The sequence below is a fragment of the Blautia marasmi genome (assembly GCF_900258535.1).
In the GTDB taxonomy this organism is placed as follows: Bacteria; Bacillota; Clostridia; order Lachnospirales; family Lachnospiraceae; genus Blautia; species Blautia hominis.
In genome coordinates this window covers 3,440,071-3,465,344 of the sequence record NZ_OIWX01000001.1, presented here as the reverse complement: position 1 = coordinate 3,465,344, position 25,274 = coordinate 3,440,071, and the positions used below count along the sequence as shown (strand labels likewise).

Annotated in this window: 21 protein-coding genes; 3 read left to right on the top strand and 18 right to left on the bottom strand. The window is 47.2% G+C overall.

Annotated elements, in window-relative coordinates; translation table 11 throughout:
- Positions 1 to 53: 53 nt before the first annotated feature.
- The 6 genes from C6P39_RS14910 to C6P39_RS14885 form a co-directional block, all read right to left on the bottom strand.
- A complete protein-coding gene (locus tag C6P39_RS14910) occupies positions 54 to 1,337 on the bottom strand; it encodes an adenylosuccinate synthase (protein ID WP_104804283.1) in 1,284 nt (427 codons plus the stop codon).
- Positions 1,338 to 1,549: 212 nt separating this feature from the next.
- Positions 1,550 to 2,926, bottom strand: a complete 1,377-nt coding sequence (locus tag C6P39_RS14905) for a DUF4179 domain-containing protein (RefSeq protein WP_104804282.1) — start codon at positions 2,924 to 2,926, stop codon at positions 1,550 to 1,552.
- Positions 2,920 to 3,402 (bottom strand): RNA polymerase sigma factor, encoded by a 483-nt coding sequence (locus tag C6P39_RS14900; protein WP_095172043.1) that lies wholly within the window; start codon positions 3,400 to 3,402, stop codon positions 2,920 to 2,922. Before C6P39_RS14900 ends, C6P39_RS14905 begins: the two co-directional genes overlap by 7 nt.
- Positions 3,403 to 3,714: 312 nt before the next feature.
- Positions 3,715 to 4,791: a hypothetical protein gene (locus tag C6P39_RS14895; RefSeq protein WP_104804281.1), complete on the bottom strand. Its 1,077-nt coding sequence runs from the start codon at positions 4,789 to 4,791 to the stop codon at positions 3,715 to 3,717.
- Positions 4,792 to 4,803: 12 nt separating this feature from the next.
- On the bottom strand, positions 4,804 to 6,135 hold the full coding sequence (locus C6P39_RS14890) for an extracellular solute-binding protein (RefSeq protein WP_104804280.1): 1,332 nt from the start codon (positions 6,133 to 6,135) through the stop codon (positions 4,804 to 4,806).
- 91 nt (positions 6,136 to 6,226) lie between these two features.
- Positions 6,227 to 7,114: a helix-turn-helix domain-containing protein gene (locus C6P39_RS14885; RefSeq protein WP_104804279.1), complete on the bottom strand. Its 888-nt coding sequence runs from the start codon at positions 7,112 to 7,114 to the stop codon at positions 6,227 to 6,229.
- Between the two features lie 257 nt (positions 7,115 to 7,371).
- Here C6P39_RS14885 and C6P39_RS14880 point away from each other — a divergent pair, with 257 nt between their 5' ends.
- A complete protein-coding gene (locus tag C6P39_RS14880) occupies positions 7,372 to 8,364 on the top strand; it encodes a Fic family protein (RefSeq protein WP_104804278.1) in 993 nt (330 codons plus the stop codon).
- A gap of 51 nt (positions 8,365 to 8,415) precedes the next feature.
- Here C6P39_RS14880 and C6P39_RS14875 read toward each other — a convergent pair whose 3' ends face one another.
- The 6 genes from C6P39_RS14875 to C6P39_RS14850 all read right to left on the bottom strand — a co-directional run bounded on the left by C6P39_RS14875 (position 8,416) and on the right by C6P39_RS14850 (position 17,810).
- Positions 8,416 to 9,711, bottom strand: coding sequence for a Na+/H+ antiporter NhaC family protein (locus C6P39_RS14875; RefSeq protein ID WP_095172381.1), 1,296 nt, complete (start codon positions 9,709 to 9,711; stop codon positions 8,416 to 8,418).
- A 135-nt stretch (positions 9,712 to 9,846) separates the two neighbouring features.
- Positions 9,847 to 11,280 carry an adenylosuccinate lyase gene (gene purB, locus C6P39_RS14870; protein WP_104804277.1) on the bottom strand — a complete coding sequence of 478 codons (1,434 nt, stop codon included), beginning with the start codon at positions 11,278 to 11,280 and terminating at the stop codon, positions 9,847 to 9,849.
- Positions 11,281 to 11,366: 86 nt separating this feature from the next.
- A complete protein-coding gene (gene purC / locus C6P39_RS14865) occupies positions 11,367 to 12,077 on the bottom strand; it encodes a phosphoribosylaminoimidazolesuccinocarboxamide synthase (protein WP_095172382.1) in 711 nt (236 codons plus the stop codon).
- Positions 12,078 to 12,213: 136 nt separating this feature from the next.
- A complete protein-coding gene (locus C6P39_RS14860) occupies positions 12,214 to 12,993 on the bottom strand; it encodes a tetratricopeptide repeat protein (protein WP_095172056.1) in 780 nt (259 codons plus the stop codon).
- Between the two features lie 10 nt (positions 12,994 to 13,003).
- Entirely contained in the window at positions 13,004 to 14,251 is a 1,248-nt protein-coding gene (locus C6P39_RS14855) for a DUF5716 family protein (RefSeq protein WP_095172057.1), read from the bottom strand.
- 16 nt (positions 14,252 to 14,267) lie between these two features.
- Positions 14,268 to 17,810 (bottom strand): DUF5717 family protein, encoded by a 3,543-nt coding sequence (locus tag C6P39_RS14850; protein WP_207657132.1) that lies wholly within the window; start codon positions 17,808 to 17,810, stop codon positions 14,268 to 14,270.
- Between the two features lie 400 nt (positions 17,811 to 18,210).
- Between C6P39_RS14850 and C6P39_RS14845 the strand changes: the two genes are divergently transcribed.
- Both C6P39_RS14845 and C6P39_RS14835 read left to right on the top strand, forming a co-directional pair.
- Entirely contained in the window at positions 18,211 to 19,305 is a 1,095-nt protein-coding gene (locus C6P39_RS14845) for a pyridoxal phosphate-dependent aminotransferase (RefSeq protein WP_095172058.1), read from the top strand.
- Between the two features lie 286 nt (positions 19,306 to 19,591).
- Entirely contained in the window at positions 19,592 to 20,110 is a 519-nt protein-coding gene (locus C6P39_RS14835) for a hypothetical protein (protein ID WP_104804276.1), read from the top strand.
- A gap of 336 nt (positions 20,111 to 20,446) precedes the next feature.
- Here C6P39_RS14835 and folK read toward each other — a convergent pair whose 3' ends face one another.
- The 6 genes from folK to C6P39_RS14805 form a co-directional block, all read right to left on the bottom strand.
- Complete coding sequence (gene folK, locus C6P39_RS14830; protein ID WP_104804275.1) at positions 20,447 to 21,277, bottom strand: 2-amino-4-hydroxy-6-hydroxymethyldihydropteridine diphosphokinase; 831 nt, start codon at positions 21,275 to 21,277, stop codon at positions 20,447 to 20,449.
- Between the two features lie 4 nt (positions 21,278 to 21,281).
- Positions 21,282 to 22,100: a dihydropteroate synthase gene (gene folP, locus C6P39_RS14825; RefSeq protein ID WP_104804274.1), complete on the bottom strand. Its 819-nt coding sequence runs from the start codon at positions 22,098 to 22,100 to the stop codon at positions 21,282 to 21,284.
- Between the two features lie 159 nt (positions 22,101 to 22,259).
- Positions 22,260 to 22,763: an HD domain-containing protein gene (locus C6P39_RS14820; protein ID WP_330397240.1), complete on the bottom strand. Its 504-nt coding sequence runs from the start codon at positions 22,761 to 22,763 to the stop codon at positions 22,260 to 22,262.
- A 258-nt stretch (positions 22,764 to 23,021) separates the two neighbouring features.
- Positions 23,022 to 23,576, bottom strand: a complete 555-nt coding sequence (folE, locus tag C6P39_RS14815) for a GTP cyclohydrolase I FolE (protein ID WP_095172062.1) — start codon at positions 23,574 to 23,576, stop codon at positions 23,022 to 23,024.
- Between the two features lie 3 nt (positions 23,577 to 23,579).
- Positions 23,580 to 24,872, bottom strand: a complete 1,293-nt coding sequence (locus C6P39_RS14810; RefSeq protein ID WP_104804273.1) for a bifunctional folylpolyglutamate synthase/dihydrofolate synthase — start codon at positions 24,870 to 24,872, stop codon at positions 23,580 to 23,582.
- A gap of 89 nt (positions 24,873 to 24,961) precedes the next feature.
- Positions 24,962 to 25,267 carry a DUF4143 domain-containing protein gene (locus tag C6P39_RS14805; protein WP_104804272.1) on the bottom strand — a complete coding sequence of 102 codons (306 nt, stop codon included), beginning with the start codon at positions 25,265 to 25,267 and terminating at the stop codon, positions 24,962 to 24,964.
- Positions 25,268 to 25,274: the final 7 nt, after the last annotated feature.

Genomic DNA, 25,274 nt, shown 5'->3' with positions numbered 1-25,274 from the left:
ATCGGTTTTTGTCTGCAGCAATACATCTCTTTTTCCATTTGCTCACACTGCTTTTATTTATTGCGGTAAATGATATCCTCACGGCTTGGACCGTTGGAAACCATGGTGATCGGGAATCCGATCTTCTCTTCCACGAACTCAATATATCTGCGGCAGTTTTCCGGAAGCTCATTGTAATCTTTAATGCCGCGGATGTCGCAGTTCCAGCCCGGAAGTGTTTCCAGAACCGGTTTTGCCTTTTCCAGTCTGCCTGTTGTTGGGAAATCTGTTGTGATCTCGCCGTCGATCTCGTAAGCCACACATACGGGAATCTCCTCCAGATATCCCAGAACATCCAGGACCGTGAAGGCCACATCTGTCGTTCCCTGCATACGGCAGCCATATTTGGAAGCCACACAGTCAAACCATCCCATACGTCTCGGACGTCCCGTGGTGGCGCCAAACTCTCCGCCGTCTCCGCCGCGTCTCCTCAGCTCGTCTGCCTCATCACCGAAGATTTCAGATACAAATGCACCGGCGCCTACTGCGCTTGAGTATGCCTTGCAGACTGTAATAATCTTCTTGATCTCGTAAGGCGGAATACCTGCGCCCACTGCGCCGTAAGCAGCCAGAGTGGAGGAGGAGGTAACCATTGGATAGATTCCGTGATCCGGGTCTTTCAGGGAACCCAGCTGTCCTTCCAGAAGCACTTCTCTGCCCTCTTTCAGTGCATTCCACAAATACAGAGAGACATCACACACATAGGGGGCGATCATCTCCTTGTACTCCATCAGCTCTTTCATGATATCATCCGGATCCAGAAGCGGTTTGTGATATAAGTGCTCTAAGGTCACGTTCTTCGTCTCACAGACACGCTCCACTTTTTCTCTCAGTGCCGCGTCGTCATCGAAAAGCTCGCTGACCTGGAAACCGATCTTTGCATATTTATCAGAATAAAACGGTGCGATCCCAGACTTGGTGGAGCCGAAAGATTTTCCTGCCAGACGCTCTTCCTCATATTCGTCGAATTTAATATGATAGGACATAACCATCTGCGCACGGTCAGAAACTTTGATCTTCGGTGCAGGTACACCCTTGTCCACAATAGACTGGATCTCTTTAAACAGTACCGGGATATTAAGCGCAACACCGTTTCCGATGACACTGGTTGTGTGGTCGTAGAACACACCGGACGGAAGAGTATGGAGCGCAAATTTTCCGTAATTGTTTACAATTGTATGGCCCGCATTGGCACCGCCCTGGAATCTTACTATGATATCGGATTCCTGTGCGAGCATGTCAGTGATTTTGCCCTTACCTTCATCTCCCCAGTTAGCCCCTACTACTGCTTTTACCATTTTTCATTCCTCCTAATGAACTTTTTGTACTCATGTATCATACTACATTTCTTTTAAGAAATAAAGTTCTAATTTGTATTTTCGGACGAAAAATTGTGGATTTTTATGGGAAAGGAGCTGTTTTCCCCGTGTTTTGACGGTTGAAAACAGCTCCTTCCAATCACAGAACGGAAATCACTTACTCCCCTCTGCCTGCTTTTTATCAAAAATTGTTAGTCAAAATGCACTTCTGTGGCGAATTTTGCCTTCTCGTCTATAAGAGCCTTATAGCCATCCTCCTGCCTGTGCCCTTTCAGCTCATCCATATATTCCATGTAATCACATAAATATACATAGACGGTGGAGACATCGTAATTTTTCACCGGTACGGTATTGACATCACCTGAAATAACCTCCATGGCTCTGCCCTGGGCATCCAGGATCACAGGAAAATAATCTGCCCGTTTCGTCTCATCTTCATATAACTCGTTTACAGTCAGCTCAAAGGGTGTCTTCACTACAGACGCAATACCTGCGCCCTCTTCATTCATCTGGTTCACTTCTGCGGTCTGTATTTTGGAATGGTCCGCTTTAATATCCAGCTCAAACTGCCAGGAGCCATCCATCCACCAGTTTTCATGGCTGTTTGGGAAGCTGTTCCATCCACCCTCATTTTCCGCTTCTGTCATGACCTGTTCCCACTCTTCATCTGACATGGCTTCCAGTTCTTCGTCAGTGTATCCGGTGTCAAAGACGTCCGGTTCTGCCAGTTGTCCTATGATCTGGCTGATATCCAGATTCAGGGTGAACTGTTCCGGGATCTCTAATTTTGTGCTGTATTGTTTCAATACCTCCGCATCAACCATGAATACTTCCCCGGCAGCTTCCGCTTCGGCCTGTTTTTTCTCCAGCTCTGTGGCATCCGTATTTTTCATATTCAGGTCTATGCGCATAACCCCTGTGTAGGTATTGTCATCCAGAAATTCGCCTTCCAGATAAACCAGATCCTTCTGTTCCTGAGGGTTAAAACTGTAATTTTCTGTTGTCTGTATGCAGATGGAAGGCTGCCCGGACTCATTTTTTAAGGTATCCTGAAAGGCTTCCTCTGATTCGATCAGCACAGACAGATACAGAGCGGAACCGCTGCAGTAGCTTTCTGACATGGTAACCGTGGTACCGTCCACTGTTTTTGTAAAGGCGCCTTCGGCCTGGCCCTCCTGTCCGCCGCCGTCCTGATCTTCTGCTGTTTTAGACTCCAGAGGTTCGGCATAGTCTTTATAATTTTCTCCGTATGACAATTTTCCTTCCATCCGTTCAAAAATGTGACCGATCAGGGGCAGATTGGATGCCCACACCGGATTTTGATAACATGCACCCAGAAATACGGCCATTGCAGCAGCCGCGGCTGTACAGCCCATTGCTGTCCTTTTTAAACGTCCTGTTTTGCGTTTTGCCTTTCTATTCATACTGACGATCTCTGCGCCGGCCAAAGCCTTCTCCCCTGTATGCTCTGCCCTTTGTTCTATCAGCTTCAAACTCTCCTCGAATCTGTCGTGAAACTCCTTTGAAGGTTTCGGTGCCTCATCCTTCCATTTTCCCTGTTCTAACATAATGCTTCCTCCTTATCACCAAGACTTTTCCTGAGCTGATTTCTTCCCCTGTACAGACGTGTTTTTACGGTATTTTCTTTAATTCCCAGCATCTGGGCGATCTCCGCGATGGAGAAGCCTTCTATATAGAATAATGTCACCGCAATGCGAAGGTCCTCCGGCAGATCTTTGATGGCTGTATAAAGGTCTGTATATAATTTATCTTCGTTTCCCGGCTCCCTCTCCACATACTCTTCGTAAGGAACCAGACGTTTCTTTTTCCTCTGAATCTGATAACACTCATGGATCAGGATACGTGTCAGCCAGGTTTTGAAATATTTCTCTTCCTTTAACGTATCTAATTTTTCAAAAGCCTTCAGAAGCGCCTCCTGAACTGCATCCGCACTGTCCGCATCGTTTCTCAGAATAGACATGGCTACATGATACAGCGTAGTTTCTGCTTCCCTGACGGCTTGTATAAACTTCTGCTGCTGCATGGGTTCCTCCTTTTTGTGTACCGGAAAGGGCCTTCTCCCCGGTTCTAAAAACGTGAGCTCCGTTTTTGTAAACAATAGACAGAAGCAATAAGGTTCTGTAAATCTCTATTGTTATTAATTAGATACCTGGCATGATAAAAAGGTTCTTAAAAAATTATTATAAATGATATTCCTGTCCGGAGGCAATAAGAGAGATCACATCCTGCAAAATTTCGGCCCGGTGACAGAGCTGCTGCATCCATATACCCCAAAAAGCACCTGCGGCCCAGGTCGATTCCGGGCGGCAGGTGCCGTTTCAGACAACATGCAACGCTATTCTCTTGTATTTTTCTCTACTACACGAACGATCTCATCGGCTTCCTCCCTGTTTTCTGCCTCTGCGAGAATGAAAAGTCCCCTGGAGGAAAGCTGCTGCATTGCAGGCTCTATTTCCTCCGGTTTCAAAAGCAGCACAAGGCCCTTCCCTTTTTCCTGGATCTTTTTGAGCTGGTCCATAAAGGTAAGGGGAGACGGCTGTCCCACAACACTGGTCCACTGGATCATCCCCAGTTCTTCAATGGAGAGCAGGGTATCCAGATGCCGGATCTGTTCCATGCCGTCAAAATGGTACAGCGGATAATCAAGAAATCTGCTCTGTGCTTCCAGCTCCGGCCTGGTATATCTCTCATAAATGTCATTGGAAAACATAACAGAAATATCGCACTGCATCTGCCCATGGAACCCGGGTGCCCAGGTGCGCAGCCATCCTATGGTGCTGCCTCCCTGATCACATTCTTTTACTATCTTATATGTCTCCTCCAAACCGGCCTCCCACATACCTTGTATCCTGGTGAGACAATCCCTGATCGTATCCTCATCCTCCGTCAGAAAATCCACCAACAGCTCCTGGGAACCTCTCAGCGCGGCCAGTACATCCAGGTTCCCTGCCAGGTCCGGCATGGAAACCATATATTCCCCCCTGCATTCCCGGCAGAAATACCGGGCATGTTCCAGTGTCTTCTGAAATAAAAAGCTCTGTCTGTCAAACAGGATCTTTTCGGGCATCAGCTCATCACGCATAAAGGGGGTGAACCATATGGTACTTGGCTCATAGCTCCATTTCATATTCTTTACAAACCCGGCATGGCCTGCAGGACCCAGGTTCAGCGAAACCAGCGGAAAGGCATCCCCCGCATAATATGTATGTTCCATGTGCCTCCGGTTTCTTTTCAGGACTATCTCCGGGTCTGTCCAGTATTTCATCCGGTCCTCATCCGAGGCGGGAAAAGCATCAATGGCCTCTTTTTCCGCCTGTTCTTCATATACTACACTGACACAGCATCGATCCAGTATCTCATGATCCCAGAGAGCTGTCATACGCTCTTTTATCCTGTCAAAATCCACTCTCATATAAACTGCCCCCTATTCTTTCTCTGCATTATATTTTTCCATGGCCTCCTGGAACTTTGACGCTGCTTTTTCAGGCGTCGTTATCATTCCGAATAAGTCCTGACAGGTATCAAGATGTACCTGTCCCACTGCCGGAGGCAGATATTGATCGTACCAGAGCTGTGTGGCGGGGGCACGGTTTACCGCATCCAGAATCTGGAGACAGACCGGATCTTTGATCATATCCTCCACGCCTTTTACGGGTGGTATCTTCCCCTGTTCTACCATAAATTCCACCATATCGTCCTGGAAAAAAGTCTCTACAAACTGAAAGGCAGCCTTCTGTTTTTCACCGGTACAGTTGAATGTAAAAAACTGGTCTCCCACTGTGCCTATGATAATATCCCCATTTTCCTCCTTACCCTCAATTGCCGGAAAGGAGAACCAGCCCACATTTTCATAAAACTCCGTGCTCTCTGACTGTATAGTGCTTGTATACCATGAACCTATCAGCATCATGGCCGCTTCCTCCTGGTAGAAAAGTTGTCTTGCCTGACCGTCGCCTTCACTCAGGCTGTTGACTCCTTCCGGAAAATAATCCTTTTCCACCCACTCCTGGATCTTTCTTCCCGCAAAGAGAAAGCTCTCATCTTCAAAACTGCCTTCACCTGCCACTGCCTTGTCAAACGGCTCCAGTCCGCCCTCCCTGGCTGCCAGGGACATGAAGAACATGGACCCCGTCCACTTTGCCTCATTGGCAAGCGCAAAGGGGATTTTTCCGTTGGCTGCCAGTGTGTCGCAGACCTGCTCAAGCTCAGCCAGTGTCTTCGGCACCTCCAGTCCATATTCCCGGAACATTTCTTTGTTATAAAAAATACCTGCTATAGAATCATTCAGCACCCCGACAGAATACATCTTGTCCCGGTACATGCCCTGCGCAATGGCTGCATCCTGCATTTTCTCTTTGATCGTGCTGTTATCAAAAAGTTCATCAATGGGCTGCGCAAATCCCGCTTCTATGTATTCATTCATGGGTCCACCCGACCAGTTTGCATAGATATCGGGGCATTCCCCGGAGCTCATTGCTATCACGATCTTTTCTTTGTAAGCATCCGGCTCTGTTGCAACGGAAGTGATATGATATCCGCTGTCTGTACTTTCATTGAACTTTTTCACTGCTGTTTCATAGATCAGCTTATCCGCATCACCTGTTCCGGTATTCCAGAAAATAATTTCCTTACTTTCCTCATTCGTGGAATCGGAAGCTTCTTCTTTCCCTGCACTGCCGTTCCCGCCGCATCCCGACAACGCAAACACAGCGGACATTACCGCCAGACCTGCTACCATAACAAAATGCCTTTTCATCTTTTTCTTCCTCCTTGTAGTTTTTCCCTGAATTTATAAGTATATTATTGCATTCACTTGGGTACTTCACAAGATAGGAAGACGACAACAATCAGGACTTTTCCGACATATCCTGATTTTGTCTTCTTGTCTGGGTAGGGGAAAGGCAGAACCGTTTTTTATAAACCCTGGCAAAATAAGACGGGTCCTCGAATCCCGCTGCCTCTGCCACTTCGCTGACGGTTCGCCCGGTATTCATCAGAAGTGTCCTGGCATGCTTCAGGCGCAGTTCCGTCAGATATTCTATAGGAGACATCCCGCACTCCTCCCTAAAGATCCGTTCCAGCTGTCTGGGGGAAATGGTAACGCTTTTTGCTATATCCGTAACTTTTATGGCTGTATTTAAGTTAGAGCGGATATAATGAATAGCGCTGGCCAGTATTTTCATTCTGTCAGACATATGTTGTTTGGTCCTGTAGTTATTTGCAATATAGGAAATCAGCGTCTTAAATCCATATTTCACTGGCACATAATACTGTCCCCTGGCATCTCTGAGCTGTCCTATGAGAAAATCCGTGAGCTGTTCCACCACTTTCACGGTATCTTCCGCCAGCGTAACGCGATAAGGATAAGAAAGATGGGGCAGCCATTCCGGCTGGATGATAAACATGTAATCAAAACCTTCCACAAAACGCAGTTCTTCATTCTCACCAAACAACATACGGGGGTCGTACATGAGATTTATGATCTTAAGCTCATCATTGTTTCTAAAACCGTGTTTCACATCCCCTTTGATGACAAAGACATCTCCTCTGCTCAGGGGGTAAACCTGCTGCTTCACCAAATGTTCCCCTGACCCGGAGACTACGATCACGATCTCGTCAAATTCATGGGTATGTTCCATAAAATCTTGGTTCACAGTTACCCGCTCCACGTACAGACTGTAGTCCTGAAAGGTCCGGTACTCCTGTTTGAAATATTCTGCTTTTTGTATAAACATTGACACCTCCTGTATCAGCCTCGGTCCGCTCACAATTGCAAGCTAAGATCCATGTATATTAGTCTTTGACTATGGGATTGCCGTTACCCTATGATGTTTATCTTATATCTTCCTATATAAAAATGGCAAGCAGTTGAATCAATTTACCGCTTGATTTTTTATTTACTTTGACACAGGAAGGTGTTAAGATAATAAGCAAGTTAATAAGTAAGTTAGTAAGCAAGTTAATAAGCAAGTTAATTCTGGGAGAAAAGTATATGAAAAGCCATCAACCACCATTCTCGATCACTAACACAATGCTGATATATGTATCTTCTATTTCAGAGAAACTGGGAAAAATCAGTATGCAGCAGACAATGGAATCACGCCCCTATCTGAGACGGAATAACAGAATCAAATCCATACATTCCTCTTTGAAAATAGAAGCAAACTCCTTGTCTCTCAGACAGGTCAGGGATGTTATTGACGGCCACCTGGTCTTGGGAGAGCAGAAGGAAATACAGGAAGTAAAAAATGCATATGCCGCTTATGAAAAATTACCGAAAATCAATCCCTATAGCCTGGAAGATTTGAAAAATGTACATGGGATCATGACAAAATATACCGTAGATGAATCCGGTGTGTTCCGCATGGGCGAAGAAGGCGTATTCAATGGTGAGAACTGTATCTTCATTGCACCTCCGGCAAAATTTGTTCCGGAACTCATGAAGGAGCTATTTGACTGGATGAAACGAGAGCAGACATCTGTACATCCCTTAATTTTATCTTCAGTCTTTCACTATGAGTTTGTGTTTATTCATCCATTTTCTGATGGTAATGGCAGAATGGCACGTTTGTGGCATACAGCACTTCTTTCCAGATGGAAACCTGTATTTGAGTATATACCCATCGAAAGCCAGATTGAAAAATTCCAGGACGGCTACTATCGGGCAATTTCCCAGTGCCATTCAGAGGGAACCTCCAATACATTCATTGAATTCATGTTAAAACAAATTGATATGATATTGGATGATATTTCAAATCAGATATCAGAGGACAATCCGCAGATAACGGAATATGTAAAGAAACTCTTATCTGTAATGGATCTTGATAGGGCATATGCTGCAACAGACATTATGAATAAATTAGGACTAAAATCAAAAGAAACATTTCGCAAGAATTATCTAAATCCGGCACTGGATCTAAATTTGGTTGAAATGACAATTCCGGATAAGCCCAAGAGCAGAAATCAAAAGTATATTCGGACATAAGTAGTAAAAAGGCAGGCATATTCCCAATGAATACGCCTGCCTTTTTACTACTTAATTATATCCATCCACTTCTCTCCTGCGGAAAATGATAAATCCAATGGCTGAAACTCCCATTAAAATAGGATAAAACAGATACGGCATGATCGCGATAGGCGTAAGCCCGGACAGACTGGCAGCGGCCAGAAGCTGGGCGCCGTAGGGAATCATTCCCTGACCCACGGAGGCAAAAATATCCAGTAAGGATGCGCTCCTCTTGGGGCTTACCTTGAATTCTTCGCTGATCTCTTTTGCAATGGGTCCGGCCATAACGATAGCCACCGTATTGTTGGCTGTACAGCAATCCACCAGCAGCGCCAGAACAGAGATTCCGAACTCCCCGCCCCGCTCGCCGCTTATCCGTTTCTTGATCACATGCAGGATATATTCGATACCTCCATGTTCCTTCACCAGCGCCACAATGGCTGCTACAATAATGGAGATCACTGTGATGTCATACATACCTGTGATGCCGTCGCCCATCTTCTGAAACATTTCGCTGGCAGCAAACGCGCCTGTGCCTACCCCCACAATAAGGGACAGCACGGTACCTGTGATCAGTACAATGAACACATTAATACCAATGAGCGCCCCGATCAGGACCACCAGGTAGGGGATCACCTTTATGATCTGAAACTTCAGATCACCATCCATACTCCCTGCATTTCCCCGGGCTATGAAGAAGAAGATCACAGCCGTGATAATAGCTGCAGGCAAGACAATGAAAAAGTTTTCCCTGAATTTGTCCTTCATCTCACAACCCTGTGTCCTCACTGCCGCGATGGTGGTATCGGAAATCATGGACAGATTATCTCCAAACATGGCTCCGCACACAATAGCTCCCATACAGATAGGAAGGGGAATACCTGTTTTTTCGGCAATCCCCACCCCGATGGGGGCCATAGCGGTAATGGTACCCACACTGGTTCCCATGGAGATGGAAATGAAACAGCCGATCACAAACAACCCTACCACAGCAATGGAGGACGGCATTATGGAAAGCCCCAGATTGACTGTGCTCTCCACCCCGCCGGCAGCTTTGATGGAGCCGGAAAAGGCCCCTGCTGCCAGGAAGATCAGGCACATGGTGACAATATTCTCCTCACCGATCCCCTTGGAAATGATTGCCACCTTCTCCTGGAATCCGACTTTACGGTTCTGGAAAAATGCCACAGTAAGGGCAATCAAAAATCCCACAATGGCCGGCATAGTATAAAAGTCATGGAACAGGATACCTGCCCCAATGAAAATGATCAAAAATACCCCAATGGGCAAAAGCGCTATGGGATTCCCCCTCTTTTGTTCCTTCATGTAAAAACCTCCGTTTCCATCCACGCTTTTCATAGAAAACGAACGGATTCCTCTCCGCCCGCCACTGCCGTTGCACTTATTTTGGGGTGATTCCTCTCTCCGCCTATAGAGGCGGGAGAATCCTCACTTTTCTTGTCAAACGTTAATCTCTGCTGTCATCCCCAGAATATCTTTATTTTCATCCAGCACAGGTTGCACTACATTTTTCAAAAATGCCTCCACCTGTACCTGGGCACGTCCTGTATAGCGGGAAGGCTCCATGGTCTTCTGCAGATCTTCCAGACTCATATTGAATGCCGGGTCCGCAGCGATCAGCTCCAGAAGGTTATTCTCTTTTCCTTCCACCTTCACATTCTTTCCTGCCTCCATGGACAGCTCACGGATCCTCTCATGCAGCTCCTGGCGGTCTCCGCCTGCTTTTACAGCATCCATCATAATATTCTCTGTAGCCATGAACGGCAGTTCGCTTCTCAGACGTTTTTCGATCACTTTCGGGTATACGACAAGGCCGTCCACCACATTCAGGCACAGATCCAGGATACCGTCAATAGCCAGAAATCCTTCCGGAACAGAGAGGCGTTTGTTAGCGGAGTCATCCAGAGTCCTCTCAAACCACTGGGTAGCGGAAGTGATCGCCGGATTGAGGGCATCTACCATTACGAAACGTGACAGGGAAGCAATACGCTCGCTTCTCATGGGGTTTCTCTTGTAAGCCATGGCTGAGGAACCGATCTGGCTCTTCTCAAATGGTTCTTCCACTTCTTTTAAATGCTGCAGGAGTCTGATATCATTGGAGAACTTATGGGCACTGGCTGCAATGCCTGCCAGCACATTCAGCACTCTGGTATCCACTTTCCTGGAGTATGTCTGTCCTGATACAGGGTAACATTTTTTGAATCCCATCTTCTCTGCGATCATGGGGTCAATCTTGTCAATGGTCTCCTGGTCTCCGTCAAACAGTTCCAGGAAGCTGGCCTGTGTACCTGTTGTACCTTTGGAGCCGAGAAGCTTCATGGTGCTTATCACATAATCCAGATCTTCCAGATCCAGCATGAATTCCTGCATCCACAGGGTTGCCCTCTTGCCAACCGTGGTAGGCTGTGCGGGCTGGAAATGTGTGAATGCCAGGGTTGGGAGCGCTTTATGCTCGTCCGCAAATTTAGCAAGCTCTGCGATGACGTTGATCAGTTTTTTCTTGACCAGTTTCAGGGCTTCTGTCATTACGATGATATCCGTGTTGTCGCCCACATAACAGGAGGTTGCACCCAGATGGATGATTCCTTTTGCCTTTGGACACTGTACCCCATATGCATATACGTGGGACATAACATCGTGACGGACCTGTTTTTCCCTCTCTTTTGCCACATCATAGTTGATGTCATCCACATGGGCTTTCAGCTCGTCGATCTGTTCCTGGGTGATATTTAATCCCAGCTCCTTCTCTGTCTCTGCCAAAGCGATCCACAGTCTTCTCCATGTGCGGAACTTCATATCCGGGGAGAAAATATACTGCATTTCCTTGCTGGCGTAACGCTCGGATAACGGACTTTGATATCTGTCTGTACTCATTTAAAATCTCCTTTTCCATTTACAATAATAAAAAGGGCACCGCGAGGCGCCTTCCGAGCCGGAAGGTGTCCCGGGCACCCCTCTGATCAAGCCAGGCCCAGACGTTTGAAAACTTCGTTGTATGCCTCTTCTACATTGCCCATATCTCTTCTGAAACGGTCTTTGTCCAGCTTCTCGTTTGTTTCCACATCCCACAAACGGCAGGTATCCGGTGAAATCTCATCAGCCAGGATGATGGTTCCGTCTGCTAATTTACCGAATTCGATCTTGAAGTCAATTAACTTCATTCCTGCGTTCAGGAAATATTTCATTAAAAATTCGTTGATCTTTCTTGTATAAGATTTAATGGTGTCGATCTCTTCCTGTGTAGCCAGTCCTAATGCCAGCGCATAGTCATCGTTGATGAAGGGGTCGCCCAGGTCATCATCTTTGTAGCTGAACTCTAAGATTGGGCAGAGAAGCTGTTTTCCTTCTTCCACTCCCATTCTCTTGGAGAAGCTTCCTGCAGCAACGTTACGAACAATTACCTCTAAAGGAACGATGCTCACTTTTTTCACGGCTGTCTCGCGGTCACTCAGTTCTTCTACGAAGTGAGTCGGCACGCCTTCCTTTTCCAGCTGCTGGAAAACATAGTTTGTCATGCGGTTGTTGATAGCACCCTTGCCTACGATTGTGCCTTTTTTCTCGCCGTTGAATGCAGTTGCATCATCTTTGTAATCTACGATCACTACGCCGTCTACATCTGTTGCAAATACTTTCTTTGCTTTTCCTTCATAAAGCTGTTCTAACTTCTTCACCTTCGTACACCTGTCCTTTTTCCATAATATTGATTTCTCGCAACTGCCTGATACCTTCACAGCTGCGATTCCTCTCTCACTGAGAAACGTTATGATACACAAGGAATTATATAACATCGGTTTTCAAAACACAAGCCTAAAATCCAGTGCTTCTATGGTATTCTTTTGTGTATTTTTCCAAAACAGCCCCCATATCTTCCTGTTTCTCCCGGGGAACGCTGACTTTTCTCTCATCCATCTCCTTTTGGATCTCCCTGCAGGTATCCAGATCGGCTCCCATTTTGGCACATTCTCCCTGCCACTGGGCTTCCTCCATGAGCATCCTGCAGGTACACAGATAATGTTTCAGAACCAGTTTGGTATGAAGACTTTCATATGCTTTTTCAAAGCAGGCCTTTGCCTCATCCATCTGGAAGAGATGCAGATAGGCGCAGCCCATATTGTGGTAGATCTCTCCCTCATACTGTCCACCCAGACCGCCGGTATCCACACTTCTGAGTGCATCCTCATAGATGTGGATGGCATTGACATACATCCGGTTCTCAACCAGATAGTCGCCTTTTTTCTTCTTGCGTGCCACATCGGGAAGCTGCTCCAACACTACAAGCTCCTCGTTCAGCTTCTTGAACTGCTCATGGGTCAGATAATTGATCTCCCTGAATATAGCCAGGATAAAGTCCCCTGCACCGCGCTCCTCCTCCAGGATACGGTACAGCTTTTGATAGAGTTTTAAAAGGCCCAGCTCATTTTTTATCCAGTCACAGAGATGTTCATTGATCATGGTCTCATCCAGCAGATAGATGTTGTGGTAGAGATAATAACATAATTCTTCTATACTGTAGATATTTGTGCTGATGTTCTCAATATAAAACGGAAGGGAAGCCCGCTTTATCTGACATAATATGTATCCGCTCATCTGTTTCCTCCTACCACGTTGCTCTCTCGGTCCACATCAGACCGCTTGAGGGGAACATTTCCCCAAATCCCAGGTCCTGTACCAGAATGATGCAGGTATCCGCAGATTCATACATGACGTGTACCCTGAGTCTTGTGGTCCTGTCAGGCCTCTTTGGAAGTCCCGGCAGTTTCATGCAGTAATGTCTGACTTCACCGCCGTCCATGGGTTTTACCATAAATTCCAGGTCCTCCCTGCCATCCAAAAGCAGCTCAAACTCATGCTCTGTCTCATACCAGTTTCTTCCCGCCTCAGCAACCGTGTAATTCTTTTTTGCTCCCTGGATCAGCATTTCCATACTCACATGATTCTGCACCAGGGCATTTCCCACGTACAGGTATGTGCCCAGAAGCTTCTCCTCCGTCCGCTCCCTGGCCGCATAGCAGGCACCTTTCACATACATGTTATTCCCATAATATACATGGCGCTGATTCTTGCACAAGAGCGGTACACTTCTCACTGCCCAGTCTTTTGAAAAACCGTCGCCCACCAGGTAGATTCCCCCATATGTGTCATTTCCGCAGGAGTCTGCAATTAGCTGGTAAAAATCCACATCCTTCTGGTCCGGATCTTCTGGCAGGGTTATGGTCTTGCCATGCTCCACCGTGACCAGCATGGGTTTCTTCTGGCTGTCAACCACCATGCGGGAAAAGGAGACTTTACCCTTTTCAAAGGTGAAAAGTCCTGTCATCCTGTTCCAGTTATCCATTCTTTTGCTCATCACATAGTAATAGAAGCTCTCCTCATAATCCTGCAGAAGCACCTGTCCGGAAGTAAACTTCAGACGGCTGCACACTCTCTGCAGCTTGCGCACCAGCACCCGGTTCAGATCCGGAACCGTGATCATCAGTGTCTTGATCTGTCTTGCAGGCTCTGCCACGCCCAGAACAGACAGGCAGCCTTTTAAATATATCTCCAGCAGCTCCTCCGGTCTGTACCAGCCGCCGTCAATCTGGGCCGGTTCCCCCTGCGCCCAGATTTCCAGCAGATTGTCCACCGGGATCTCTCCCTCATGCATGGAGAAATAATCTGCCTCCATGCCAAAATGCCACACCTCAGTCCTGGGCCTTTTGGAAAGTCTGGTTGAGAATGTATACTGATTGCTCCCTGTCTTCACGGAGAGAGAGACAGGCTCTTTTTCTTTTCTGTCATAATAGCAGATCTGGGAGAATTCCTTTCCCAGTTCCAGGCCCGCAATAATATTTCTTGTCTCATTCATGCCCTTGTCTGCCTCCTTATTCTATCAGTTCAAAGAGAGAGGATACCCATTCTTCCTGCTGCCTGTACTGTCCAAGCAGTTCCATAAGCTCCTGTTCTCTTCCCTGCTGTCTTGCCGCCAGCATACGGTTGATCATCTGGTATTTTGTGGTCCCATCCAGTTTTGCTGTGGGAACCGTTAACTTTTTCTTCTCCGTCTCATGGGTCTCTCCCTTTTGTGCAACAGTAAAATAATACTCTAGCACTTCCCCGTAAAACAGGATAAATTCTTTATTATAGATACCCTGATACAGGTTTTTCAGGGGTTCGCTTTTGAAATCTCCCGGCTCCCGGTCTGCCTGCAGCATACGGTAGTGGATCGTCACATCCGCCCTGGGGCTTGCCTGGCACTGGGCAAATACTTTGTCCTCCAGCTGCATACTCTGCAGAAGAGTCCTGGGCAGCTCCTGGAAAAAGGCGAATTTAAGCCCGGTTCTTCCGCATACGGATAAGATGGAGCGGGCTGTCGAAAGCCTGTTTTCCTCCCACTTATTTTCTCCTGCGTAATATTTGAGAAGAGCCAGGTCGCAGATAATGTCATACTCCCATCCCTTTTTCCTCACATGCTCCAAGGAACGGAAAATAAACGGCTCCGCCTCTTTTCCCCCCACAAAATACTGGAAGGAGACAAAGGTCAGATAGGCCAGTATCACCTGCTCCTTGCCGCTTAATTTCACATAATCTTTCAGGACCGCGGCATCCCCGGGGTGGTAAAGCCTAGTGAACATGCTGTATGTCAGAATATCTTCCTCCAGCTCGTAGGCTTCTATGGAAAATCCCATGGAGCGCTCCCACACCCGGATCATCTCATCCACGGGGCCTTCATAGTATTTGGTCAGATATTCGAGGACCACCTCATCATAGGTATTTTCCTTAAATATATGGTGAGCCAAAAGAAGCAGTTCTTCCTCGTACTCAAATTCCAGGTTAAGTATCATGCGGCTGCACAGCCTGAGCAGGTCCCTGGGATCGATCTCCTCGTAACCGTACTCGCACAGCAGGTCATAGGCCCCCACATACATTCCCTGTTTCACCAAAATGGTGATGAGCAGGCTCTTGTTGACCTTTGCAAAGCTGTGGAAATCCATTTCCCGAAGATAGTCTTTCAGATTATCGTTGTCCATGTGCTCCTCATAGTAAAGAAGCAGGCGTTTGCGCACTCTCTGTCTGTAATCCTCAGAAAAACAATCCTCCCCGGAAACATCCTGGATACAGGAGATATTGTCTCTGGTTATGGGGTTCTCATGATTCAGCTCTCCGCAGGTATAGAGAAGAAGTCCCGGTGTCCTGATACCCTCCGCTAAAAGCTGCCGTGCCAGCTCCTTTCTCTCCAGAAGCGGCTGGATATTGTAATCTATGGTCTGGATATAGCGCCTCTGCCTGTCATCCTCAAAAACGATCCTGGCATCCGGGGTATAAATGGACACATAAGCCACCTTATCCGTACAGGTATAAACCTGTTCTTCCCGAAATGCCGCATGACGGACGATCACCCGGCGTATTTTAGGGTCATCACAGAAAAGCCTGTGGGTAAAAAGCACTTTCGCAAGCGCCCTCTTAACCGCAGGATCATGGGAATTCAGGCAGAATTCCTGGTACACCACCGCAAAATCCTCATTCATCCGGCCTTCCTTCAGTTTCTCACAGGCAAACTGTTCCATGCTGCTTTTATAGCTCAAATAAGTAGTTTTATCCACTTCCTTGTTGCGTATCACATTGCTGTAAACAAATGCCTTTTTTGCATCGCTCAGGGTATTGTTATAACTGAAATACATGCGTATCATACGAGGCAGCATCTTCTGGTAATTGCGGCTCATAGTCTCAATATAGTACTCATACAGCCTTGTGATCTTCAGCTCTTTTTCCACTGCCAGCTCATACCAGCGGAAATATTCCTTTTTTCTGGGATTGCCCTTCATGATCAGCATACAGATAGAGCGCACCACGGCTGTTGAGGGATATTTTTCATAGATGTATTCCAGGATCTCATAGACCTTCTGGCTGTATTCCTTCATCTGGCCTGCCAGGTCTGTGGCGCGGAAAGCCATCTCCTCTGTCATGATGTGATGACGCATGGCAAAGAGCAGCACCTGAATGGTAAAAGGACTGATCCTGCGCAGCAGTGCACCGTCGGCTGCCGCTATCCGGCAAGCTTCCAGATACAAAAATGGACTTCTGCAGCCGGTTCTGTACTGTTCCTCCAGCAGATAGATTTTCTTGGACTGGGTACGCACCTGCTCAGAGTCTGTTTTCAGCAGAATGTACAGAAGAAGGAAACTATCCTCCCTACGCTGGTAAAGCTGGTGGAGACGCACCACCATCTTCTCCCGGATCTCCTGGCTGCAGCCCAGCACATCTTCCAGATAGAGATAGACGCCCTCCAGTTCCTCCTCAGCCTCAATCCGGCTGTTGTCCTTTAGCTTGTCAAGCGCTTCCCTCGCTTTGCCGTCCTCCCCGCATTCATGGTAGAACCACACTTCAAACAACTGGTGCTCCGTGGTATAGTGCCCTGTCTCCTTGAGTTCTGCTAAAAGACCCAGGGTTTTACTCTCCCACTGGCTCTTAGACAGCTTCTCCAGGCTGTGATCCAGATAATCTCTTAAAAGCTCCAGTTTCTTTTTCTTCTCATAGGCAGTGACATTTACCTGGATCTTCCCGCTCTTGGAGGCCATGACCTCATATACAAGGGTCTGGTAAACGGTTTTGATACAGATCCTTCCGTAGTTCCTTCCATGCCCCAGATTCTCCCTGCGGATAATGTACTGCAGCTCATAGACACTGCCGATAAAATCCTCGTCGCGGATGGACTTTTTCTCCACCTCCAGGAAGTCGCCCTCCACACTCACAGCGGCCTTCAGATACCCCCATCCGCTCCTGCGTACCCGGACTGTATCCATGAGGGAACTCTGCACTTCATAGATCTCCAGTTTTTCCTGTTCCAGATGGAGCTTTACAGGCTCTTTTTTGCCTGTTCCGATGAGGAATTCCTCCAGATGCTGCCATGTCACAGGGTTCTTCGCCATGGCATAATAATAAGGCAGCACCTCCTGGTCCTCCTTCAAAAGTTCCGGGAAAGAGTCATCCAAAAACAGGTGGTAAGCCTCTTTAAAGTCCTTTTTCGCCAGCTCTGCAAAGGCATCCAAATCCTTAATAGAGCCTGCAGAGGTCTTGATCCTGCAGGGTTCCACCCGGATGGCAAAAGGAATCCTGTACTCTCCGATGCTGGTGCTTAAAACCAGCTCTCCTTCAAAGGAATCCCCCGGATTCAGGCCTTTTACATCTGCTCCGTAGGGAATCTCTATCTTCTCCCCGGTAAAACGCTCTTTTCCCAGAAGAAAACGACGGTGGGAAGAATAGGCGATCCCCTTAATGCGGCTCCCGTTCTCTGCTGCTATCATCAGCTCTCCCCTGATATTTTCCCCTGCCTTTGTACTTTCCCTGATCTCTTCCCTGGACAACAAAAGGCCGGGAACCTCGTATTCAAATCTTCCATTTATCAGTTGTTCTATTCTTCTCTTCAATGTATTTTACCCCGTTATCTATTCTGTTTCCATCCACGCACAATACCATGCCGGCTTCGGCATGGGCAGCAAATACGATCAAAACGGCATTTCCCACAAAGTGTGACGCACATCTTGCCGATAGCAATTTTCAAGTTACGGTTCACAGGCCAATGTTTCGGGAAGTATTTTCCCAAAGGGATGCTGCACAATGCGTACATTTTCAAACACACTCTGGCAGGTAACCGATTATTATGTTGAACTATTTATTATATCCCGCTATAATGTGGGTAAGTATATATTTTTTTCAGGCCAAGTCCTGAATAGTACAATTATACACTACAAATGCAAGGGGTGCAACCTCTGCTGCCCCTCCCAAAACTCTATAAATATGAAAATTCACGGAAACGGAGGCATACTTATGCTAAAACATAAAGACCACTTCCACGGCAGCGACCTGGAAAAAATCGAAGAGATCTATGGGATCAAAAAGGAAGACATCACCAGTTTTTCCGCCAATGTAAATCCTCTTGGCATCTCTCCCCTTTTAAGGGAGACACTGGCAAGCCATGTGGACGCCATCACCACCTACCCGGACAGGGACTACGCAAAACTGCGCAAAAGCATCTGCGCCTATACCGGTGCCCAGTTTGAGAACATTATTGTGGGCAACGGCTCCACAGAGCTGATCTCCCTGTTCATCCAGACCACCCACCCGGAAAAAGCCCTGATCCTGGGTCCCACCTACTCAGAATACGAGAGGGAAATCGCGCTGGAAGGCGGACATACCCTCTATTATCCTCTGAAGGAGGAGAACAACTTCCAGATGGATGTGAACGACCTGTGCAGCCAGATGAAAGATGGCCTGGACCTGCTGGTACTCTGTAATCCCAACAATCCCACCGCCTCCGCCATTTCCAGAAAAGACATGCGGAAGATTCTGGATGCTGCCCTGCAGTACGGCATTGCTGTCATGGTGGATGAGACTTATGCGGAATTCGCCCCGGATGACTTAAAAGTATCCTCTATTCCTCTGACCAACAATTACAATAACCTGATCGTATTAAGAGGGATATCCAAATTTTTCGCAGCCCCCGGCCTGAGACTGGGCTATGCTGTAACGGGAAATCCGGACTTATTAAAATACATCAATACCAAAAAGAACCCCTGGACCATCAACAGCCTGGCCGAGATCGCCGGCTGCATCATGTTCTCAGACAAGGATTATATTGAAAAGACCCGCACCCTCATCACCACAGAGCGGGAGCGGCTGCTTTCACTTTTGTCCGCATGGGATACTGTGAAGGTCTATCCCTCCTGCACGAACTTTATTCTTTTGAAAATATTGAAGGAGGATGTCACTTCAGATATGCTGTTTGACTGTTGTATAAGAAAGGGGCTTATGATTCGTGACTGTTCCACGTTTCCGTTCTTGGACTCTTCCTATGTGAGGTTCTGTGTGATGAGTCCGGAGAAAAATGATGAGCTGATTGGGGCTTTCAAGGAATTGTTGTAAGGGGATGGGGGAACGGACGGGATGCGTGTCATACGCATATCCTTTATAATATTTCCTATACTTCCCATTTGACCCGTTATCGTATGGGATTTCCATTCGCTGCTGATCATGGTGCAGATGTGCTTTCCCTTCATGCTTACGGATAAGGACAGTGATATGCATATGTGCAAACATTGTAAAAAAGCCTTTGTCGCAAGAAGGAAGGGAAATGAATTTTGCAGCCAGAAGTGTAAGAACCAGTTTAATGTTTACAAATCAAAGGAAAAGAAAAAGGGGAACAAAAGCGATGATTGAAAACAGAAATGTAAATATCATAACTGATGCAGACGGTAAAAAGTTGGTCTTGATTAACGATATCCGTTTCAAGGGCAAACGCCAAATTGACTGGGATGATGTAAAGCAGTATCTTGAAGGATATGTCGGAGACTATTACGAGATTGAGGAAAATGCGGAGCGTATTTATATTGGTAGTGAACTGCCTGAAGAATACACGGAATCAGAGAGCAGGAAAAGCCTTATGGGTGCAAATGCAAAGGCGAAGGCAAACGCCGCCACTGCGATACCAGAACTGATACAGATAGCATCTAATCTGGCTTTTGAAGAAAACCACAAGGAAAAACACAATAAAAATGCGAAATACGGCTGGTATCGGTATGATATCCGCTTTGCCCTTCCCATCTATGAGGAGAATGTGCTTGTCAGATACAATATCTTTCATGCCCGACTTCTGATTAACCATGCCGAAAATGGCAGGAAATATTTGTATGATATTTTGGCAGTAAAAAAAGAAACGAGCAAGCCGTAGCAAGATGTACGGTGAAAACCCATTTCTTATTGTCAATAATAAGCCATTTCTTCCGTCCTGTCAATCCCCCATTTTGAATTTTTCAAAATTAGACATTGGCATTTTTAGTGCAATGAGGGAACTTTGTTCCCCCTTAACCACTTCATAGCATGAGGCGCAGATGATGTCAAGACCGCCGCAGAATACAACCGCCTTTCCTTGTGCTAAACTGTTTACAGATACGAATAAAAGGATTATCACCTTCTTCCTTTACCACAACATCTGCAAGTTTCCATTCACCACAAATGAGCCAGCACCGGCCCTCTCCCATCACCTTCCGTCCGCCTTATCCCCACCTCATCTCTTTAATTCCGCAGCCAACTGCCTCACTGTCTTGCCAAGGATGGGATGGATTTTCCAAGGAGCGATCTCCGCCAGTGGAATCAGCACAAAATCCCGCAGATGCATTTCCACATGTGGCACGTTCAGCTCTTCTGTATCTATGATCTCATCATCAAATAACAGCAGATCCAGGTCCAGTGTTCGCGGTCCCCAGTGTACCAGCCGTTCTCTTTTGGCTGCCTGCTCAATCTCATGCATCCGCTCCAAAAGTTGAAACGGATCGTACAACGTCCGCAAACTGAGGCAGGCGTTCAGAAAGTCATCCTGCTCTACGCCGCCATAGGGCTCGGTCACCAGATACTCTGATACCTTCAGAACTTGACAACCTTCCGTCTTGTCCAGTTCCTCCACCGCCATATCCAGATATGCCTTCTTGTCTCCCAGATTGGAACCAAGGGCAATATAGGCGGTATGCCATCCCCTGGTTATCTTCACGGATACGGTTTTCAGCGGAAGTCCCACAGGGGCCCAGGGTTTTTTGATCTCCAGGGTGACTGCTTCCAGATGGGCGATGCTTCTGAGCATCTCCTCTGCCAGATGCTCCGCTGCAGCTTCAAGAAGCTTAAAGGTGTGCTTCTGCATGTAAGAAGTGATAAAATGGCTCACAGCACCATAGTCAATGGATGCTGCCAGTTCATCGGTTCTGCCTGCACGCAGTGTATTTGTGTACAGTATGGCGGATACCATGAATTTCTGGCCCAGTTTATTTTCCTCTGGGAACACACCGTGGTTTGCAAATATCTCCAAATCTTCTATGGTGATTTTATCGTATCTTTCCGGATTCATATGTTTATATTCCCTTTCTCTCCCGCAGAATTGCCTGTGTCATGCGTATGGCGCGCAGGTTTTCTTTCACATCGTGGACTCGGACAAAGGCAGCACCTTTCTCTACGCCCATGACAGTGGTAACCAGTGTTCCCTCCACCCTTTTGTCGGCAGGCAAGTCCAGGGTATTGCCGATCACGGATTTTCTGGAGGTTGCCAGAAGAACGGGATACCCCATCTCCCGCAGCATTTCCAGATGGTGGATCGCAGCCAGATTATGTTCATAGTTCTTTCCAAACCCTACACCCGGGTCCAGGATGATGCTGTCATCTGCCACACCGGCCTCTTTTGCGATAGCGGCGCACTCTCTTAAATCCCGGCACATATCCTGCATGAAATCCGTGTACTCTGCCTTCTCTCTGTTATGCATCAGACAGCAGGGGACCTGATACCGGGCCGTCAGCTCTGCCACTTTTCTATCGTATTTGAAGCCCCAAATGTCATTTACCATATCAGCGCCTGCTTTTAAGGCAGCTTCCACTACCTGGCTTTTATAGCTGTCAATGGATACGGGAATATCAAAATTCTGTTTCAGCATCTCTATGACGGGTACCACCCGGTCGATTTCCTCCTGCACGGTAATCTGCCGGTGTCCCGGACGCGTGGACTCTCCGCCCACGTCAACAATGGCAGCCCCCTCTGCGATCATGTCTGCTGCGTGCTGTTTTGCCCGCTCCATATCATTCCACTTTCCGCCGTCTGAAAAGGAGTCCGGGGTCACATTTAAAATTCCCATAATATAGCAGTCATGTTCCGTGTCAAAGATTCTGTTTCCGATCTTCATTTCTTCTTGTCTCCTTTTTCGTTACTGTCACAGGCTGCTGTCCCTGGGCACGGAGTGGACAGTAACCTTTTTTTTCCTGTATTTCTGTTTGCTTCTATAAAAATTTTGCTGGTCTCTGTTTACAGAACTGCGTCTTTTGCAGTTTGTGTATCATAACGCTCACACAGTCAGCCGCATATTTTTCTTTTCCATACTCCAGTTACACTCCGCCTCTGCCGGGCAGGAAAAGCAGCACCGGGACCTTTTGTCCGCGCGGTAAAGAATCCCGGCCAGATCCTTTCCGCTCTTCACTGAAACGTCTCTATGGCCTCCGATGGCCTCAAGGATCTCCTCTGTCTCCCTGTCTGAAAAGCCGCATGCGCTGAGGATAGGGGCTGCAATCTTCACTCCGCCTTCATGGTGGGGAACCCCCTCTGTATACTGCAGGCCTCTTCCGATATCATGCAGAAGCGCTGCCGCATATATGATCTCCTTTGAGATCCCAAGACTCAGTTCCAAATCTTCAATATATGCAAGCCTTGCCGTATCCAGCAAATGCTGGACGTCATGTCCGCAGAAAATCCGTTCTTTCTCCAAATCTTCAATATTATGTAAACTCTTTTGATAATCCGGGTGATTCCAGATCCGATTCACCCGGGTCATATCCTCTTTGTTATCTGTCACTTTTTTGTTCCCTTCTGCCTGGAATGAATTTTCAAACACACTTCAGGACCGCTGAACTTTTCCTGCAAAGGAAATGAATAGGTACTATTCACGGCTGCTATCCCGCCAGGTGTTTTTATGCGCTTGCGCATGAAAATCCGGAGACAGCCAGCGCGATATGGGGCAGAATGCTCCATATCTGTGCATCGCGAAGCGTGTTCCTGTTTACAGAACTGCATTCTTTGCAGGGCTGTAAATCGTAACAATGAACAGCCTCTGTCAGCAGTCCAGCATTCTATAGAAGGAATTCTGCAGGCTTTCATTGTTGTCAAAGATACCTCTGGTTACTACAGATACGGTTCTGGTTCCCGGTTTTTTAATTCCCCGCATGGTCATGCACATATGCTCTGCCTGTATCAGCACCATCACGCCCTTGGGCTTCAGTTCTTCCATAAAGGCGTCCGCGATCTGGGCTGTCAGTCTCTCCTGAAGCTGGAATCTCTTGGCAAAGACCTCCACGGTCCTAGCGATCTTGCTAAGTCCCACTACTTCCCCGTTGGGAATATAGGCAATGGCTGCATTCCCGTAGAAAGGCAGCATGTGATGCTCACAGAAGGAATAAAAATGAATATCCTTTTCCATCACCATGTCATTGTTGTCCACATGAAAACGCTTCTTCAGATGCGCTGCTGCATCATCCGAATATCCGGCAGCCAGTTCCTCATACATGCGGGCAATCCTGTCCGGTGTCTCCAAAAGTCCCTCTCTGTTTATATCCTCCCCAATCCCTTCCAGAATCAGGCGTACTCCCTCTTTTATCTTATCCTGGTTCATGTTTTATTCTCCCTCCATGGACTGTACTTCCCGGTCAAGCTCCCCTAAAAAGGACAGAGAGCCAAACGCTGCGATCACGTCATCTTTTTGTGCATTTTTCATACTTTTTTCCACGGCTTCCCGTATGCTGCCTGCTGCCTCCACGCTGGGGTTTACCTTTTCCACAGCTTCTTTTAACTTCACGGCAGAAAGTGCCCTGGGATTACCCGGTGTCTCTATAGTGATAATATGCTTTGCAAGGGGTGCCGTCATCTCGATCACACTCTGATAATCCTTGTCCGCGAAAACGCCCATAATAAAGTGCAGGTTTTTCCCCTGAAAATAGGTCTCCAGGGAATCCTTCAACACCTTGGCCGCGGCCGGATTGTGGGCACCGTCTATGACTACCACCGGATTTTTGTGGATGACAGAAAAGCGTCCTCTCCAGAAGGCCGCCTTCATGCCTTTTCGGACCTGCTCCTCTGTCAGGGAATACCCCAGTTTCCGCAGCGCCTCCACAGCCTCCAGAGCCAGGGCTGCATTTGTTACCTGGTATGTGCCCGCCAGGGTGATCTCCACATCTTTCCAATTCTTATATGTAAAAGTCTGTTTCTCATAACCGTAATGTACATCCTGAAAAGCATCCGGGTCCACGACCGACAGCTTACAGTCCTTTTCACGGCATACCCGCTTAATCACCTCTGCCGCTTGGGGGTCCTGTTCCGCGCTCACCACCCATGTGTGAGGCTTAATGATCCCCGCTTTATTCTCCGCGATCTCCTGAAGTGTACCGCCCAGAAATTCCATGTGGTCCATACCTATGGAGGAAATCATCTCCATCACTGTGGTCTTCACCACATTGGTGGCATCCAGCGTTCCTCCAAGTCCGGTCTCCAGCACTACTATATCACATTTCTGCTCCTTAAAATACAAAAAGGACAGGGCAGTCTCCACCTCAAACACAGTCGGGTTCCCTTTATTCTCCGCCTCCATAGCATCCACGGCCTCTTTGACCACGGTCACCAGGGCAGCCAGGGATTCCCTGTCTATCATCACCCCATCCACCTGAATCCGTTCCCGGTAAGCATATAGGGTCGGAGATATGTACCGGCCCGTCCGAAAGCCCGCTCCGGAAAGGATTGTAGACATATATGAGAGTGCTGACCCCTTTCCATTGGTACCGGAAATGTGGATAAACTTCAGATCATCCTGGGGATTACCAAGCCGTCCAAGCAGCTCTCTCATGTTATCCAGACCAAGTACACTTCCGTATTTGGACACCTCGTCCAAATATACTCTTGCTTCTTCGTAATTCATGTTTCTCCTATCCGAGGCGGCCCTCTTTTCTGTCCGTCTCTTTATCGTTCCCATTATATTACTTTTCCCTTGTGTATTCAAGAAATGTTTTAAATACAAAACACTGCATAAAGAGGCACAGACTTTATTCCATCCATAAACCCAAAATTCCTGGATGAAATTCTGATACTATAAGCGGGTTTATACTTTCCTTTATAGACCATCAGGCTTTTGGCCTTTACATGATCTCCGGCTTTGCACTCTACCGGGATCACATGGTCATCACGAATGATCAAAAAATCCACCTCTGCCGAACCGTCAGATTCCCGATAATATAATTCATAACCATTTGTTCGTAAAGCACATGCTGCATAATTCTCTGCAAAGATCCCCCTGAAGTGTTCGCTCTCTGTCATTTTTTCC